The organism is Acinetobacter sp. YH16040_T, from assembly GCF_024605785.1.
GTDB lineage: Bacteria > Pseudomonadota > Gammaproteobacteria > Pseudomonadales > Moraxellaceae > Acinetobacter > Acinetobacter amyesii.
Genome location: NZ_CP094541.1, coordinates 116,475 through 131,947 on the forward strand (window position 1 = coordinate 116,475; position 15,473 = coordinate 131,947).

A 15,473-nucleotide genomic window follows, 5' to 3' on the forward strand; every position below is an offset into this window, starting at 1 on the left:
CATCAGTATTCGATCAAATGCGGCCGAATATACAAAATATCTGCTTTATTTTTGTGTGGATTACATTAATCTAAATGTACGACATAACAAGAAGATAAGAATATGGACGCGATATTATATTTGATCCCACCGAATGATTTGGAAACACTGATTTTAGAAGCAGAAACCCCTCAAGATGTCTTGGATTCACCCTTTGTACAACATTCCTTATTTTTAGGGGAGGCATGGCAAGAGTTGAATCCATTATTAAGCGTGAAAAGGGATTCAGCTGCGGCACTGAATTATGCCATTCAGGCAGAACATCCATTGTCAGAGCGACGACCGGGACTGAGCCTTGCAGTGCATTACAATACTGTAGTTCGCGTTGCAGAAATCCATCAGGCATTACAACAGTTAAGCGTGGATGAAATCAAAAAACGTTATTTGGTCACGATTGTAGAAACCGCACCTGAGCAAGAGCTTAAATTGGCCGAATTAAAACTGCTTTTTTTACAGTTACAAGATCTTTATCGTGATGCGGTGCATAATAACCTATCGGTGCTGAGTGTGATACAAGATGGTATTCGTTTGGATAAATTACCATAAACACAGCTCAACACGGGCTATAACTGAAGTTGCATCAGGACCAGATCACGCCATTCACCAAACTTTTGTCCCACTTCAGGCATATAACCTGTTTGCTTAAAGCCTAATTTTTTGTGCAGGGCAATCGAGGCGCTATTGCCGTAATCTATGCCAGCGATCATGACATGCATATTTTGGCTTTTAGCATGCTGAATTAGGTGCTCTAATAATTGCTGACCGAGACCCAGTCGAGCATAGTTTGGGTCAATATAGACAGAATGCTCAACAGTATGTCGATAGCCAGCAAAATGGCGGAAAGAACCATAGTCAGCATAACCGGCGATTTGCTGTTGATCCTGATCTTCAATCACCACAAAAGGAAAATTTTGCTTTTGGAAATCCAGCAATTTCTGTTGAAAAGAGTCAAGAGTGTAAGCTTGATCATTCCATGTCGCAAAGCCGTTGAGAACTTCATGATTATAGATTGCGAGAATGGCCGCTAAGTCTTGTGGAATTGCAGGTCGAATGAGAAAAGACATGCGCAAATTTCTGATAAAAATAAAGTCAATTTAAAAACTTAGGCATAAAAAAAGCAAGGTGATGAACCTTGCTTTTTCTTCATCGCGTTCTGAGTTGAACTTAGAAATGGTATTTCACCAACGCGCTGACATCGTTTTGGTCCTGACCTTTCAGGCCATATTTGTTGTTCCAAACCGAGTGTTCAACACCTACGTAGAGCTTAGTCTTAGGAGAGATATGCTTACCTATATTCCATTTATATTGGCTTGTCCAGTTTAATTCACTAGCTTGCGCCCCTTTTTCAGCTGTTGACCAGTCAAGGAAAGCATCTACTAGAAAATCTTCAGAGCCAATTTTAAATGGCACAGCATAAGTGATCGTCATTTGATAATCATCTTTAGTACCGGCTGATTTAGAATCATTATCGGCTTTATAGAAGTTGATGTTTGCATACTGTGTATATGGAATGTCTAAAGCAAAGCCAATACCATACAAGAAGTTATTAAACTCAGAATTTTTGTCGTAGCCGGCATTATGTTCCCAAGTCGTTGCAATCAGAACGTCTTTGATCGGCCCCATAGAAAGGTCTTTACCAGAAACTTCGCCTAAGCTAAGGCGCGGTGCAAGCTCAAGGTAAGTCGATGCTTCATCATCTTTGTCCCAAGCTTGGTCAACGAAGAAGAATACATCTGAATATTTCAGTTTAGCGGCATATTCAGCTGTGATCGTTTTCTGTTCATTGTTGTCACCATCAAAAGGCACAACATAATTTTCACCATATAGGCCAGTTAAGCTGAAATCTTGCCATACGATAGGTGAAGCTTGAGTGAAAGCAGCAGCAGATGCTAATGCACATGATGCAACGATTTGTGTAAGTTTCATTAAAAAATATCTCCCCCGAGAAGCACTGAAAGCATACAGATTATTAAGCAAAAATAAAGCCAAATTTTACTCAACGGCAAAATTGTTTTGTAATTTGAAGGGGAAATACGCTGTGAATGATCGATGACGGTAAAAGCGAGATTTTGAGTTTGAATGGAATTGTGCAAATAGAAGGTGGGCGTCGAGGAAATGCACAAAAATATGACCCAAATCAATTAAAACAATGCAAATCTACAATAAAGTCTTACTTTTTTTATGGATATTAAAAAAATATCAAAATAGCACTTGCAAAATTCTAACTTAAGACCGATATTCGAAGTATAAGGACACGGATCTGCAGACTCTAAAGTGTTCATCATTCAATGTGGAGGACGACGTTCCATACAAAGTTGAAGATGGTCATTGCTGTAACATTTACAGCAAATGTAACGTGCCAAGATAATAAGTTTTGCACAAATTTTTATAGCTAATACAGATAGATATGAGGATGATATTATGAACATTGAAATCCGTACAGATAAAAACATTATAAACAGTGATCGACTAATTACATACGTTCGTGCAGAACTTAATGAAGAATTTCAGCGCCATAGTGAACGCATTACCCACTTTTCGGTGCATTTAAGTGATGAAAATGGGGACAAGGGCGGTAGCGACGACATTAAATGTATGATTGAAGCGCGTCCTGCTGGTTTGAAGCCTGTCGTGGTCAACCATCGTGGTCATAATGTAGATACAGCTATTCACGGTGCAATTGATCGACTTAAACGTAGTCTTGAACATGTGTTCGAAAAGAAAGAGAACCCACGCAGTACACAACCTGCTTTTGCTGAAGCGGATGACAGCGTAGACGACGAATAAGTCTCAAAATTTAAAAAAAGCCCTGCGGGGCTTTTTTTGTGTGTTTTGTATTTTGTTTTACATGAAATTCAAACAAACGCAGCTTTATTCGGCATAATAGATCAAAATAAATTGAAGTGAGCTTTCCAGATGTTAACAGCGCAACAACAGCTTTTTGTGCAAGCGTTAGAAGAACAAGATCTTGCACAGGTGCAACGCCTGTTGGCAGATGGTCTTAATCCAAATTTTATCGACTTTGAGAAAGGACCTGCGGTTTCTGTATGGTCTGATGGTTTGTTTAAATGGTGGGAAATGGTTTGCGAAGCGTATGAAGCAGGCCAACCTTTAACAGCAGAACAGAAAACACAACATTTAGATGTACATATGCAAATCTTGGAAGCGCTGATTCAAGCCAAAGCCAATGTGCATTTATGGGATGCTGAAGAAATTTATGGTCCATTATGGGATGCTGCGAGTGCAGCATGTGTCCCTGCGGTACAGCGTTTATTGGATGAAAAAGTGAATCCAAATATGATTGATAGCGATGGTTTAACCATTTTATCGTCGATTAGTGAATTATTTTTTGACTGTGATTTTGATGCGGTAAATTGGTCAGAAGCATTGGAAGAAGAAAAACAAACCTTGGAGCTTTTGCGTAGCCATGGCGCAAAAATGACCAAAGAATTAGCATAATTGTGAGTAAAAACATGACTGTATTTAAAGTTTTAAGCATTGCAACATTATCCAGTTTGAGCCTGTCTGCATTTGCGGCGGATTTTTCATTTGACCGTCCAGGCGCGGGTATGGGCACAGGCATTACCCCTGTAGGTCGTTTGGCATGGGAACAAAGTTTGCCAGCAGCGAGCTATAGTGAAAGTCGTGATGACAATGGTGAAAAAGTAAAAAACACCACTTTAAATGCAGACATGTTATTCCGTACTGGTTTGGCAAAAGATTTGGAATTGCAATTGGGTTGGCAAGGTCCTGCATGGTCTAAAACCAAAGTTGCGGGTCGCTCAGTTGAAGAAGATGGTTTGGGTGATGTCAGCATTGGCCTGAAAAAAGCCATTGATTTGAATGATGAGAAATTATCGATGGCCATTCTTGCAGAAGCCATTATTGCAACAGGCAATCAAGGCTTTAGTGCTGAAGATGACATTTATAGTCTGACTTCAGCCGTGGCTTATGATTATAGCGATACAATTGGGACTTCAATGACCATGCGTTATGAAGTTCAAGATGGTGATTGGGCTGTGAGTGCTATTCCGGGAATGGAATATCACATTGCGGGTAATTTATCGGGTTTTTCTGAGCTGGTTTATCGCAAAGCAGAGAGTACCGATCAGGAAGTGTCTTTGGCTTCAGGTCTGACGTATGCCGTTTCGGATCGTATGCAGTTGGATGCGAGCGTCGGTCTAGAACTCACGGGCGGTCATAAAAATTATCAGTCAGGTTTAGGCGTATCTTACCTGTTCTAAAAGAACCCTAAATTTTAAAATGTATAAATACAGACTGAGGATGAATTCAGCTGAATGAAACAATGGACTTATGTTGCGGCAGCGGCTGTGCTGTCGTTCAGTATGGGCGTCTCTGCTCAGGATGCATTACTTTCAGCTGAAGATGCTTTTCCTTTCTCGGTCGTCTCCGATCGTGCAGATCAGGCGGAGCTGAGTTGGGATATTCCAGCGCATTATTATCTGTATCAGCACAAAATAGAGGTGAAGCAGGGCAATCAAGTTTTAGCTTTGGATTTGCCTGCTGCTGAGGATTTGAAAGATGATAACTATGGTCATACGCAGGTGTATTACCAACAGTTGAGTTTTAAAATTCCGACTCAAAAACTGCAGACCTATCAAGTCAGTTGGCAAGGCTGTGCCAAGGATCGGGTGTGTTATCCACCACAGAGCATCAGCTTTGAAACGGATGCTTCTGGCTTGGTCACACAGCAAAATCTTGCCAGTCCAAATAAACGCTTACTCGATTTTGCAGCAGAAAATACTGCCGAACAGCCTACGGCGAATCGTTTAGATCAGCAGCGGGCAGATAATGCTGCACTGGCTTCTGATCGCTATACCGCAAGTGACCAAATGTGGTCTGAAAAATTAGCACAAAGCTCAATATTTTATGGCCTTTTCCTGTTTTTTGGCTTGGGTTTTTTGTTGGCCTTTACCCCTTGTTCATTGCCAATGCTGCCGATTTTAACCTCACTGATTGTCCGCGACAGCCGAGGTTTAAAAGCATGGATGATTGCACTGACTTTTGTCACCAGTATGGCGATGGTGTATGCCATTCTCGGCTTGGTGGCGTCGTCTGCAGGTTTGAATTTCCAGCGTTGGTTGCAACAACCCTCGACCTTAATTGCCTTTAGCGTACTCTTTGTGGTTTTTGCCCTGAATTTATTTGGTTTATTTGAACTGAAATTGCCACGCAGTTGGGTCAATCGCTTAGACCAAGCTCAGTCGATGCAAAAGGGCGGTAGTCTCGTTGGCGCTGGGGTCATGGGGATGATTTCAGCATTACTGGTCGGTCCTTGTATGACAGCACCGTTGGCAGGCGCATTATTATTTATTTCCCAAACCCAAAGTCAGTGGCAAGGTGCGTTATTGTTATTCACCCTCGGCTTTGGCATGGGGACCCCGCTATTGTTGGCCAGTGTCCTTGGCTCACGGGTATTGCCTAAAGCGGGTTTGTGGATGAATCAAATCAAGGTGCTCTTTGCTTTCATTATGTTGGCATTGGCTTTGTATTTTATTCGACCATTGATCAGTGAAGCTTGGTTACAGTGGTTATCCCTTGCTCTGGGTCTGGTGTTTAGCGCTTATGTGCTTTGGCGCATTTTATGGCGCAGTACTCAGCTCAAATGGCTGTATATCTTGGTGTTCTGTGCCGCCGTACCTTATATTGTGTACAGTCAATATCAACATAGCCAACGTTTTTTAGTCGAAGAAAATCAACAACAAAGTGCTTGGCATGTGGCACATACAGCGGAAGAGTTTCAACGTTTATTAAGTGAAATTCCTCAAGGTCAATCCGCAATTATTGATGTCTATGCCGATTGGTGTGTGGCCTGCCAGCCGATTGAACATAAAGTTTTAAAATCGACAGTAGTGCAACAGGCTTTGGCACCGTATTATTTAATTAAGTTGGATTTGAGTCAGTATGATGCAACCCATCAAGTACTGCTTAATCAATGGGATATTTTAGGGCCACCGACCTATTTATTTTTAGATACAGCGCATCAAGAGATACGTGGACTGCGTTTGACGGGCGCTTTTAGTGAGAAAGAATTGCTCGCGCAATTGGAAAAATTTAAATCGCGTGGAGAATAAAAATGATGCAATTATATATTGCCAATAAAAACTATTCGACGTGGTCTATGCGACCGTGGTTGGTGTTACACGCGTTTAATTTACCCTTTCAAGAGATCTTGATCCCTTTTTCTGAAGAAGCAGATGGCGGAGCGTTCAAGCAGCAAATGTTAGCCCTACATGCCAATGGCAAGGTGCCCCTACTGCAACATGACGCTGTGATGATTTGGGACTCATTGGCGATTTGTGAATATTTGGCAGAGCAGTTTCAAGAGCTTCCACTGTGGCCCAAAGATCCCACACAACGTGCATGGGCACGGAGTATTTGCGCGGAAATGCACAGTAGTTTTATGCAATTGCGTAGCTTATGCAGTATGAATTTGCAGGCGGATTATGGTCGCCATGGTCAAATATTATGGTCTGAACATGCCGAATTGCGTGCTGAAGTAGCGCGAATCGAACAGATTTGGTCGAGTCGTCCTGCGGTGGATGGCTTTCTATGCGGTGAATTTACTATTGCCGATGCTTTTTTTGCACCCGTGGTAACACGTTTACAGACCTTTCAGTTACCCTTGAGTGACAACACACGTCGTTATATGCAAAAGATTTTGCAGCATCCTTCTGTGGAGGCATGGATCGCGGCTGCTCAACTGGAACAGCCAGTCCGTCGAATGGAACAGTATCCACGTTAAAAGCTCAACGACGCATCTGAGCTGTAGAAAAGTTTTAAACCAAATGGCTAAAGCTTTGTTGTTCGGTGTAGGCCATCACCATGTTGCGGCCACCAGCTTTAGCTGCATATAGCGCCTGATCTGCATGGGTCAGCAATTGTTGCGGTACCAATTCTGGCGTAGAAATCGCAATGCCAAAACTGGCTGTCACATGAATTGACTGACCATCATGTCCCCAAATTTCAAGCTGCTCAATGGCTTTTCGACAGCGCTCTGCAATGAATATCGCTTGTTCTAAGTTAGAATTTTTTAACACCAAAATAAACTCTTCCCCGCCAAAACGCCCAACCACATCACTACCGCGTAAATGTTGGTTTAATACTTGGCTGACGAGAATCAAGGTTTCATCGCCTTTATCGTGTCCATATTCATCATTGATGCGTTTGAAATGGTCTAAGTCCAATAAGACCAGTGCATATGTATCTGTTTTAGCACTATCGAGCTGTTCCAAACATTGATTGATACTGCGTCGATTAAATAAATTGGTCAGTGGGTCGACTTGACTAAGTTTTTGAATCAGATGCTCTCGGTGACGCCATTGGCTGAGTAAGATTTCAAATAAAGCCAAACAGGTTAATAAAATAGGAACAATGAAAAAGATCATTGAGAAGAGCCAAAAACTATTTTGATAGCCATAGGCATGAGGTTGAAAAATCGGGGCATAGGGGATAATGCCGCGGATGCTTAAATACATACAAATGGATAAAAAAATCGTGGCTGGAATCAGCATGCTATAGACGATTTTTCGTGTAAATAGTACCAATCCAACGGTCACAAGGCTCACGTAGGAGATCATAGTGGCTGGACTCATGACGCCAATTAAATAACCATCACGACATAAAGAAATGACGAATAAGCCGACCGAAAGATAAGGTAAAATTAGCTGAATCTTGGGATTATCTTTTCCAGCATAGCAAGGCCAAATCAGCAGGACCATTAAGCAAAAAAAGACGATGTTGGTCCACAATTGAGAGTGGATGAGCTCAAGGTTAACCCACTGCCAAAGTTCTGGCGTGACATAAACATAAAATTTCCAGATGATCCAAAGCAGATGAATGGCTGAGCCAAGCATCAGCATGAGCATACACTTTTTCAGGATACTCCAATTCATCACCACTTCATCTTCCAGTAAATACTGGGCGATTCTATTGCGGAGGATCATGTCACGTATGCTTGATTTCACCGTCATCCTGTGTCATTGCCCTGTTCGAGTTATCAGTTTTTTTCTTAAAGTTTATATAGATATCATTTTATAGGCTTACATTAGCATGAAAATTAACACTTGATAACGGTCAAGAACCGCTCAGTAATTTTAAATTTTTTGCGAGTTCAAAATGATTGTTCTAAAAATAAAACATAGTGTCATAAGGATCGGGATTATTCTATTTATGAAAAGTGATTACACTAGGCTCAAGTTAATAACAACAGCTTTAGGTTTTAGTCATGAAAATTCTGCATATTGATTCAAGCATCATGGGCGACGCTTCAGTTTCACGTCAACTCAGCGCTGAAATTGTACAACAGCTACAGCAAAAACATGGTGATGCGGCACAGGTTCAACATCTCGATTTAGCTGTACAGCAGATTCCACATCTCAGCAGTGAAATTTTGATGGGTCAAAATGCAGAACAATCGGCTTTAGGCGAGCAGTTGTTGCAACAGTATTTAGATGCCGATGTGGTTGTGGTTGGTGCTGCTATGTATAACTTCGGTTTGCCATCAACTTTGAAAGCATGGATTGACCGTATCAGTGTTGCTGGTCGTACCTTTAAATATACAGAACAAGGTCCAGTGGGCTTGGCAGGTGATAAAAAAGTCTATATTGCCAGCAGTCGTGGCGGCGTGTATGGCGATAACAGCCCTGTAGATTATCAAGAAGGTTTATTAAAAGCCGTATTTAATTTTACAGGTGTTAGCGATATTGATGTGATTCGTGCCGAAGGTGTCAATATGGGACCTGACATGAAAGCACAAGCAATGGCGACAGCTCAGGCTCAAATTCAAGCCATTTAATTGATTGATATTTCCCTCTTAGGTCAGCATCTGCTGACCTTTTTTTATGGTGACTTTGATCCGTTTCAGGGAATTAGTTTTCAGGGATTAGTCCTGATCCAGTCGGTGTGCAAAATCGGCTAAATCACTCAGCGCACGTTGTCCTTCTTCAAACCAAGAGCTAAACATTTGGAAGTTATGCCACATGCCAGTGTACAGCTTAAATTCGACATCTAGGCCGGCTTCTTCTGCTTTGACTTTAAAACGCTGCGCATCATCCAATAAAATTTCTTTAGAACCCACTTGAATATGAATCGGAGGCAGTCCTTTGAGCTCGGCAAAAAAAGGCGAGACCAATGGATCAGCTCGATCGACCGAGCGTGGTACATAATAATCAATGCCTGTTTCGAGGGCTTCTATGCTTAACAGCGCATCATGCTTACGGTTATAGCGTATGGACTCACTGCTCAACGTCAGGTCTAAAAACGGTGACATCAACACCAAACCACTGACTTGTGGAAGTTGGTCCTGTTGAATTTTAAGGGCTAAGGCAAGCGCCAAGTTTGCACCACAAGAGTCGCCTGACAAAATAATATCTTTGGCTTGAACCCCTTGATCTAATAACACCGCATACACATCAAAAAGGGCATCGAGTGCTTCAGGGAACTGTGCTTCAGGGGATAAAGGATAATCCAAATGTAACACTTGCATTTGCGTGCGTGCCGCAACTTGAGTCAGAAACGCCCGATGTGTGTTCATCGAACCCAAGAAAAATGCGCCCCCATGAATATGAAAAATGAGTTGGGTCGATGCCTGTTGAGGTTTGATTTCTTCGGCTTTTAAGCCGGCTAAGCGAATAGGACGAATTTGTACATCCGGGTTTTGAGGAAATGCACGACACATTTGTTCCAAAGCAAAACGTAAAGTATTGGGCGGTAAATTGAACTGGCTCGGTCCACGAATTGTGGTTTTTAAAATGCTTTCTGTAATCAGTTGTTTCGTCAGTGGTGATATCTTCATTGTCTTTCCATCTTTTTCTATTTTTGGAATCGTGTGAGCATATTTACCAACACAAATTACAAGGTTACACTAAACGGTCACATACAAAAATTGATAAATTGTTGTGACTTTTGGATACTAATGTCGTCTATATCAGACCAGGGAAATAAACAAAAATGAAAAAAATTGCACTAGCATTAGGATTGATGAGTTTAGCCGCATTTGCAAATGCTGCAGATCCGCTAAATGGTACAACTTGGAAAACCATTGATGATAAAACCAAGCAGCCAAAAGCGATTGTAAAATTCACTGAACAAAAAAATGGTACGCTTTCTGCGAGCATTCAGTCAGTTTTGACACCAGGTGAAGAAAACGCTTGTAAAAAATGTGAAGGCCCATATCACAACAAATCATTAAAAGGCTTACGTATTGTGACAGGTCTTAAAAATGTAGGTGGTACAAGCTATGAAGACGGTTCAATTTTGGATCCTCAATCAGGTAAAACTTACAAGTTAAAAGGTCAATTGGCTGATGGTGGCAAAAAACTAGAGCTTCGCGGCTTTATTGGCGTTGCTGCTTTAGGTCGTAATCAAACATGGATTCGTGCCAACTAATTTGACATGATTCAAACAAAAAAAGCCTGACAATGTCAGGCTTTTTTATAGCCTATTTTCAGCCACAATTGAACTAGAGCCGTGCATGAGTGTGATAAAAAAATTTATTTCAATGCACGGTAAGCGCTTTCATCAAAGCCAACCAATAAATCGCTACCTGTATCGAGTACAGGACGTTTAATCATGCTGCTATGCGCTGTTAAACACTGAATCAAATTTTCTTCACTGGCTAAGGCTGTCTGTTGCTCTTCTTCACTGAGTTTTTTCCATGTGGTGCCTTTTTTGTTGAGAATCACATCAGCGCCTTTGGCATCGAGCCATTTTTTTACGGTTTTAGCATCAATCGCTTCTTTTTTATAGTCATGAAATTCGTAACTTAGGCCTAATTCGTTGAGCAAGTCGAAAGCTTTTTTCATGGTATTACAGTTTTTGATGCCATAAATTTTAAGCATGAACAGATGTCCTCAATTATTCAAACAATAAGATAAAAATACACTTCAGCATTATCCTACAGGCTAATTCATCAATGCTCAAAGCTCGATCTTGATGTGGATTGAGAAATAAATGTTTTGCTGTAAAAGTCGCATGTAATAAATATTGGGTATTGTCATCAAAACGACATTTTGGTCTTTTAGAATAGCCTACAGAACAAAACGATGCTCAGAAAAGAAAGCGATTCAATAACAAGAAAATTCAGCTTAAGGTTGCACAGTCAAAAGTAGAAAGAAACCGAGAATAAGAAAATGCTGTGCAGATCGAATTTTTAGCTGTTTTATTTGGGGGATGTTTGAGTCTATAGATGTGGGGGCTAGATAAGAGAAAACCCGCATTTAATCATCCTGATCATGCGGGTCTCAATCCAACGTCCATTGTCACATCCTTGAAAACAAGCTAAATCATTTAGTTTGTTTTTATACTTCCTTCGGCGTCCAATCCTTTTATGTCATCCTGACATGTCCCTTTGCCGTGCGACCATAATGCTATGTTCAAGTTATGAGATAAATCCACAAATTCGTCATGTAATGTGAGAAATAAGCTCTAATTGAGTAAACAATCGTTCACTCAATTAATTGTTGGAAGCTTAAATTTTATAATCAATAATGACAGGGGCGTGGTCGCTAAACCATTCATCTTTAAATATCCAAGCATTGACTGTACGTTCTTTCCAGTCTGGTGAACATGCATGGTAGTCGATACGCCAACCCACATTTTTGGCACGCGCTTGTCCTCGGTTAGACCACCAAGAGTAAAGCTCGGCTTCTTTACGTACCTCACGGAAGGTGTCGACATAGCCAAGCTCATCATAAATATGATCGAGCCATGCACGTTCATGTGGTAAGCAGCCTGAAGCCTTTTGGTTCCCAGACCAATTTTTAATATCAATACGTTTATGCACGATGTTGTAGTCACCGCAAACAATCACTGACTTATTTTCAGCACGCCATTGCTTCAAAATTTGTTGATATTCGCCTAAAAATAGGTCTTTGCGCGCCTGAGCTTCTTCACCCGATGAACCAGAAGGCAGGTAGAGCGAGCAAATATGTGCAGTTTGTCCAAGTCCTAAATCGAACTCAGCAGAAATAAAGCGGCCTTGAGTGTCTGCCAATTCAAAACCTAAACCATCTGTCACTGAAACAAAAGGTAGGCGGCTATAAATCGCAGTACCGGCATAGCCTGGGCGTTCTGCAGGGAAAAGGTGTGTAAACCAACCTTCGGGTTTAAATTTATCGGTCCATTGTTCATGGGTAATGCGGCTTTCTTGCATGCAGATGACATCGGCATCTGAAGTTGCCATCCAGTCAAAAATACCTTTTTTTTCAGCGGAACGCAGACCATTCACATTAATTGAAACGACACGTAAAATTTTTTGATCACTTGGATAGCTACTCTTTGGTATCATGCTCAGGTTTAACCTCAAACTTAAAAAAATGGAGCACCTCATGACAGCGCAAGCGGCATTTAATCCACAAGCTTTTATCGAACTGGCATTATCACGTGGTGTGCTTAAATTTGGTGAGTTTACTTTAAAATCGGGTCGTGTGAGTCCTTATTTTTTTAATGCGGGTCTTTTGAATGACGGTGAAGCATTGTCGTTATTGGCTTCTGGCTATGCAGCTAAATTAACAGAATGCGATAATGTGGAAGTGGTCTTTGGCCCAGCTTATAAAGGTATTCCATTTGTAGCAGCAACGGCTGTCGCACTGTCACAAAACCATGGTGTGAGTGTACCTTGGGGCTTTAACCGTAAAGAAGCGAAAGACCATGGTGAAGGCGGTGTGCTTGTGGGTGCATCAGTAGAAGGCAAAAAAGTCTGGATCATTGATGATGTGATCACTGCAGGTACTGCGATTCGTGAAGTAGTGACTATTCTGAAAAATGCCGGTGCACAAATTGCGGGCGTATTGGTGGCGCTAGACCGTCAAGAAAAAGGTCAGGGCGATTTGTCTGCGATTCAAGAAGTACAAAAAGAACTCGAAATCCCAGTTCATGCCTTAATTACCATGAAAGATTTGATGACTTTCTTAGAGGCTAAAGGTGAAACTGAAGCTTTAGCGAAAATGGAAGCGTACCGTGTTAAATACGGCATTTAATTTTTCGGGATTTCAAAAGGCAGCTGAAGCTGCCTTTTTTACGTCTTTAAATGATGATTGTTGCATCTAACTAACAAAAAACGTGAAATATTGCTTAAAAAGTAGGCGTTAAACGTGAAGAATCAATAAAAAGCCGTCTCAGTGCGCTATTTACTGAAACGGCTTTAGTTAAACTATTGATGCTTATAGAAAATTTAAAGAATTTCGTATAACGTGTATTATGTTAATTTTAGATTTACTAAAACTATTTTTTGAGAACTAGGCTGTTATGGGAACTGTAAAGCTCAAATCTTCTGATGAAGTTTTTCAATTAAAAATTAGTCTGCTAGGTAGTGATCCTGAAATCTGGAGAACTATTCAAATTTCATCGGCAGCTACTTTATCTAGGCTCCATAAGGCAATTCAATCCGCTTTTGATTGGGAAGATAGCCATTTACATGAATTCACGACTATTAAGCATGAAAAGATCAATAAAAGACAAAAATTGAAAGAAGTTCTACGTGTAGGTAAAAAAATTATATATACATATGATTTTGGCGATTGTTGGGAACATTTGATTACTGTAGAAAGCAGACAATCTCCTGATTTAAATAAAAAATATCCATGTTGTATAGATGGTCAAAATCATGCTCCATTTGAAGATATTGGAGGAATTTTTGGATATCTTGATATTTTAGATGCATTACAAGACCCCAAACATCCAAGATATGACGATTACATGCAAATTATCGAAGATGAAATAGGAGAGATAGAGTTTGATCCGACCTACTTTAATTCACATGATATTAAGTTTTAAACCTTATTTAACATAAGGGCTGTTATACGAAATTGCAACTAAATATAGTTGCAATTATTATTTAAAAGTAACTATACTTAGTTGCAATAGCAGTAGGGCTGAAGTATGGGTAAAACGGAAAAGTTACTGGAAAAATTTGGAAATTCAAAAAATACATTTCCGTATAAAGATTTAGTCGTTTTACTGAATCAGCTCGGCTATGAAAAATTTGAAATGGCAGGCTCTCGTGTCCGTTTTTTTAATACGAAAACTGAACACATGATTTTACTGCACAGGCCACACCCTGAAAATGAAATCAAAGGTGGGGCTTTGAAATCTGTAAAACAGGCACTCAAGCAGGAGGGATTTTTATGAGCTATTTAAAATACAAAGGTTATCTAGGTACAATTGAACCTGATCTTGAAACAGGTGAGTTATTTGGAAAGCTTGCATTTATCCGTGATCTCATCACTTATGAAGCAGAAACATTAAAAACTCTTGAACAAGCTTTTCAGGAATCTGTCGATGGATATTTAGAGTCTTGTGCTGAATTAGGTAAAAAACCCGATCAGCCATTCAAAGGTACATTTAATGTCCGTATTAGTCCTGAGTTACACCGTAAAGCTGTTTTAGCATCAAGTGATAATTCTCTTAATGCTTTTGTAAGCGATGCGATTCAAGAGAAATTAATGCGTTTAGGTGCTTAATTTATTGAAGCCTAGATTGACATCTAAAAATTGAAAAAAATTAGTAAAAAAGGGAGCTTACAGCTCCCTTTTTTGATTTCGCATAAGGTGTATTATGTTAATTTTAGGAACGCTACAAGATAGATTAGACTCGATTTTTTCTCTTTTTGAGATATAAATAACAAATCAACAGAAAACTAAGCCAAAATAAGTAGTCCAAAATAAAGTAGTGAAGAAGGAACTCATCTAAATCCCAAAAAATAAATAACACGCTTATATTGTTACCAGGTGAAGTGAAATCTCCATCAATTAAGAATGGCTTTGTTGCACAAAGATTTCATAACTATATGATTTTAAAAGTTTTGATTATTTTTTGATCTAAAATTAAATTTATTTAAATCAGATGCTTACATATTTATGCAACAAAGCCATTAAAACTTAACAAAAACCTGAACTTGTAAAATAATCTAAATATCAATTACTTAATTCTCAGAAAAATATTATTATTATTGTGTTATTAATGTTTAATATTTGTGGTTTGTATGTTTTGGATTCTTATAGCAGTTCTAGTTTTGATTAGTACACTATTAATTATTTCTATATTAAAGGAATATCTTAAAAATCCTTTCAGATAAATGACTCAATTTTAATCTATTTAACATAATGGTGGTTATACGAAGTACACTTGTATATTAATATAAATATCAATAACTTAAAAATTTAGTCATGACTAAGAAATCAGCAAAAAGTCGATTTTGAAACAAGTCGGCTTTTTTATGAGCAGTTTTGATATATTCCGCCAATAAAATTGTTTAAAAAGTAGGCAATTTTGTGATTTTTTAAATTTTATCAATGCGTGAATGTTCAAAATTATCCCCAATTGCTGGGGATAAAATTTAGGCTATTTTGTACGCTTTGGCTCACATAAAACTCGGCCCTTTGCGGCTATCCAGGATAGGTGAATTTTCCTAT

At 39.7% G+C, this 15,473-nt stretch carries 18 protein-coding genes; 12 read left to right on the forward strand and 6 right to left on the reverse strand.

The annotated features are described in order from the left end of the window. Nucleotides 1-102 precede the first annotated feature (102 nt). Nucleotides 103-585 (forward strand): DUF1877 family protein, encoded by a 483-nt coding sequence (locus tag MST16_RS00565; RefSeq protein WP_180008647.1) that lies wholly within the window; start codon nucleotides 103-105, stop codon nucleotides 583-585. A gap of 17 nt (nucleotides 586-602) precedes the next feature. On the opposite strand, the gene MST16_RS00570 is transcribed toward MST16_RS00565, so the two are convergent. Both MST16_RS00570 and MST16_RS00575 read right to left on the reverse strand, forming a co-directional pair. Next, nucleotides 603-1,103, reverse strand: coding sequence for a GNAT family N-acetyltransferase (locus tag MST16_RS00570; RefSeq protein ID WP_180008649.1), 501 nt, complete (start codon nucleotides 1,101-1,103; stop codon nucleotides 603-605). A 100-nt stretch (nucleotides 1,104-1,203) separates the two neighbouring features. Continuing rightward, nucleotides 1,204-1,965: an outer membrane protein OmpK gene (locus MST16_RS00575; RefSeq protein ID WP_168379688.1), complete on the reverse strand. Its 762-nt coding sequence runs from the start codon at nucleotides 1,963-1,965 to the stop codon at nucleotides 1,204-1,206. Nucleotides 1,966-2,460: 495 nt separating this feature from the next. On the opposite strand from MST16_RS00575, the gene MST16_RS00580 reads away from it, so the two are divergent. The 5 genes from MST16_RS00580 to MST16_RS00600 all read left to right on the forward strand — a co-directional run bounded on the left by MST16_RS00580 (nucleotide 2,461) and on the right by MST16_RS00600 (nucleotide 6,805). Then, nucleotides 2,461-2,826: an HPF/RaiA family ribosome-associated protein gene (locus MST16_RS00580; protein ID WP_078190593.1), complete on the forward strand. Its 366-nt coding sequence runs from the start codon at nucleotides 2,461-2,463 to the stop codon at nucleotides 2,824-2,826. 129 nt (nucleotides 2,827-2,955) lie between these two features. Further along, nucleotides 2,956-3,498 carry an ankyrin repeat domain-containing protein gene (locus tag MST16_RS00585; RefSeq protein WP_078190592.1) on the forward strand — a complete coding sequence of 181 codons (543 nt, stop codon included), beginning with the start codon at nucleotides 2,956-2,958 and terminating at the stop codon, nucleotides 3,496-3,498. A gap of 14 nt (nucleotides 3,499-3,512) precedes the next feature. After that, nucleotides 3,513-4,283, forward strand: coding sequence for a transporter (locus MST16_RS00590; protein WP_180008651.1), 771 nt, complete (start codon nucleotides 3,513-3,515; stop codon nucleotides 4,281-4,283). A 54-nt stretch (nucleotides 4,284-4,337) separates the two neighbouring features. Then, the gene (gene dsbD, locus MST16_RS00595; protein ID WP_180008653.1) at nucleotides 4,338-6,134 is read left to right on the forward strand and encodes a protein-disulfide reductase DsbD; all 1,797 of its coding nucleotides are present in this window, start codon (nucleotides 4,338-4,340) and stop codon (nucleotides 6,132-6,134) included. A 2-nt stretch (nucleotides 6,135-6,136) separates the two neighbouring features. Next, nucleotides 6,137-6,805, forward strand: a complete 669-nt coding sequence (locus MST16_RS00600; RefSeq protein ID WP_180008655.1) for a glutathione S-transferase family protein — start codon at nucleotides 6,137-6,139, stop codon at nucleotides 6,803-6,805. Between the two features lie 34 nt (nucleotides 6,806-6,839). On the opposite strand, the gene MST16_RS00605 is transcribed toward MST16_RS00600, so the two are convergent. Continuing rightward, nucleotides 6,840-8,006 carry a GGDEF domain-containing protein gene (locus tag MST16_RS00605; RefSeq protein WP_257222616.1) on the reverse strand — a complete coding sequence of 389 codons (1,167 nt, stop codon included), beginning with the start codon at nucleotides 8,004-8,006 and terminating at the stop codon, nucleotides 6,840-6,842. A 281-nt stretch (nucleotides 8,007-8,287) separates the two neighbouring features. Here MST16_RS00605 and MST16_RS00610 point away from each other — a divergent pair, with 281 nt between their 5' ends. After that, the gene (locus MST16_RS00610) at nucleotides 8,288-8,857 is read left to right on the forward strand and encodes an FMN-dependent NADH-azoreductase (protein WP_078190588.1); all 570 of its coding nucleotides are present in this window, start codon (nucleotides 8,288-8,290) and stop codon (nucleotides 8,855-8,857) included. Between the two features lie 87 nt (nucleotides 8,858-8,944). Here MST16_RS00610 and MST16_RS00615 read toward each other — a convergent pair whose 3' ends face one another. Further along, complete coding sequence (locus tag MST16_RS00615; protein WP_180008659.1) at nucleotides 8,945-9,856, reverse strand: alpha/beta hydrolase; 912 nt, start codon at nucleotides 9,854-9,856, stop codon at nucleotides 8,945-8,947. A 155-nt stretch (nucleotides 9,857-10,011) separates the two neighbouring features. Between MST16_RS00615 and MST16_RS00620 the strand changes: the two genes are divergently transcribed. Next, on the forward strand, nucleotides 10,012-10,449 hold the full coding sequence (locus MST16_RS00620; protein WP_078193227.1) for a DUF2147 domain-containing protein: 438 nt from the start codon (nucleotides 10,012-10,014) through the stop codon (nucleotides 10,447-10,449). Nucleotides 10,450-10,553: 104 nt separating this feature from the next. On the opposite strand, the gene MST16_RS00625 is transcribed toward MST16_RS00620, so the two are convergent. After that, entirely contained in the window at nucleotides 10,554-10,901 is a 348-nt protein-coding gene (locus MST16_RS00625; RefSeq protein ID WP_180008661.1) for a Spx/MgsR family RNA polymerase-binding regulatory protein, read from the reverse strand. A 629-nt stretch (nucleotides 10,902-11,530) separates the two neighbouring features. Beyond that, nucleotides 11,531-12,349: an exodeoxyribonuclease III gene (locus MST16_RS00630; RefSeq protein ID WP_078193225.1), complete on the reverse strand. Its 819-nt coding sequence runs from the start codon at nucleotides 12,347-12,349 to the stop codon at nucleotides 11,531-11,533. 40 nt (nucleotides 12,350-12,389) lie between these two features. Between MST16_RS00630 and pyrE the strand changes: the two genes are divergently transcribed. The 4 genes from pyrE (at nucleotide 12,390) to MST16_RS00650 (ending at nucleotide 14,522) form a co-directional block, all read left to right on the forward strand. Next, nucleotides 12,390-13,040 carry an orotate phosphoribosyltransferase gene (gene pyrE, locus MST16_RS00635; RefSeq protein WP_078190583.1) on the forward strand — a complete coding sequence of 217 codons (651 nt, stop codon included), beginning with the start codon at nucleotides 12,390-12,392 and terminating at the stop codon, nucleotides 13,038-13,040. 268 nt (nucleotides 13,041-13,308) lie between these two features. Continuing rightward, entirely contained in the window at nucleotides 13,309-13,836 is a 528-nt protein-coding gene (locus tag MST16_RS00640) for a plasmid pRiA4b ORF-3 family protein (RefSeq protein ID WP_000537572.1), read from the forward strand. Between the two features lie 105 nt (nucleotides 13,837-13,941). Continuing rightward, on the forward strand, nucleotides 13,942-14,190 hold the full coding sequence (locus MST16_RS00645; protein ID WP_044425274.1) for a type II toxin-antitoxin system HicA family toxin: 249 nt from the start codon (nucleotides 13,942-13,944) through the stop codon (nucleotides 14,188-14,190). Next, entirely contained in the window at nucleotides 14,187-14,522 is a 336-nt protein-coding gene (locus tag MST16_RS00650; RefSeq protein WP_035270373.1) for a type II toxin-antitoxin system HicB family antitoxin, read from the forward strand. The genes MST16_RS00645 and MST16_RS00650 overlap by 4 nt, the downstream gene beginning before the upstream one ends. The last annotated feature ends 951 nt before the right edge of the window (nucleotides 14,523-15,473 follow it).

What these genes read in the sequence shown, in the direction of transcription:
- MST16_RS00575 (WP_168379688.1), bottom strand. Translation starts at nt 1,965, where the DNA reads ATGAAACTTACACAAATCGTTGCATCATGTGCATTAGCATCTGCTGCT.
- MST16_RS00605 (WP_257222616.1), bottom strand. Translation starts at nt 8,006, where the DNA reads ATGATCCTCCGCAATAGAATCGCCCAGTATTTACTGGAAGATGAAGTG.
- MST16_RS00650 (WP_035270373.1), top strand. Translation starts at nt 14,187, where the DNA reads ATGAGCTATTTAAAATACAAAGGTTATCTAGGTACAATTGAACCTGAT.
- MST16_RS00645 (WP_044425274.1), top strand. Translation starts at nt 13,942, where the DNA reads ATGGGTAAAACGGAAAAGTTACTGGAAAAATTTGGAAATTCAAAAAAT.
- MST16_RS00630 (WP_078193225.1), bottom strand. Translation starts at nt 12,349, where the DNA reads ATGATACCAAAGAGTAGCTATCCAAGTGATCAAAAAATTTTACGTGTC.
- MST16_RS00590 (WP_180008651.1), top strand. Translation starts at nt 3,513, where the DNA reads ATGACTGTATTTAAAGTTTTAAGCATTGCAACATTATCCAGTTTGAGC.
- MST16_RS00620 (WP_078193227.1), top strand. Translation starts at nt 10,012, where the DNA reads ATGAAAAAAATTGCACTAGCATTAGGATTGATGAGTTTAGCCGCATTT.
- MST16_RS00625 (WP_180008661.1), bottom strand. Translation starts at nt 10,901, where the DNA reads ATGCTTAAAATTTATGGCATCAAAAACTGTAATACCATGAAAAAAGCT.
- MST16_RS00640 (WP_000537572.1), top strand. Translation starts at nt 13,309, where the DNA reads ATGGGAACTGTAAAGCTCAAATCTTCTGATGAAGTTTTTCAATTAAAA.
- MST16_RS00600 (WP_180008655.1), top strand. Translation starts at nt 6,137, where the DNA reads ATGATGCAATTATATATTGCCAATAAAAACTATTCGACGTGGTCTATG.
- MST16_RS00585 (WP_078190592.1), top strand. Translation starts at nt 2,956, where the DNA reads ATGTTAACAGCGCAACAACAGCTTTTTGTGCAAGCGTTAGAAGAACAA.
- MST16_RS00580 (WP_078190593.1), top strand. Translation starts at nt 2,461, where the DNA reads ATGAACATTGAAATCCGTACAGATAAAAACATTATAAACAGTGATCGA.
- MST16_RS00610 (WP_078190588.1), top strand. Translation starts at nt 8,288, where the DNA reads ATGAAAATTCTGCATATTGATTCAAGCATCATGGGCGACGCTTCAGTT.
- pyrE (WP_078190583.1), top strand. Translation starts at nt 12,390, where the DNA reads ATGACAGCGCAAGCGGCATTTAATCCACAAGCTTTTATCGAACTGGCA.
- MST16_RS00570 (WP_180008649.1), bottom strand. Translation starts at nt 1,103, where the DNA reads ATGTCTTTTCTCATTCGACCTGCAATTCCACAAGACTTAGCGGCCATT.
- dsbD (WP_180008653.1), top strand. Translation starts at nt 4,338, where the DNA reads ATGAAACAATGGACTTATGTTGCGGCAGCGGCTGTGCTGTCGTTCAGT.
- MST16_RS00615 (WP_180008659.1), bottom strand. Translation starts at nt 9,856, where the DNA reads ATGAAGATATCACCACTGACGAAACAACTGATTACAGAAAGCATTTTA.
- MST16_RS00565 (WP_180008647.1), top strand. Translation starts at nt 103, where the DNA reads ATGGACGCGATATTATATTTGATCCCACCGAATGATTTGGAAACACTG.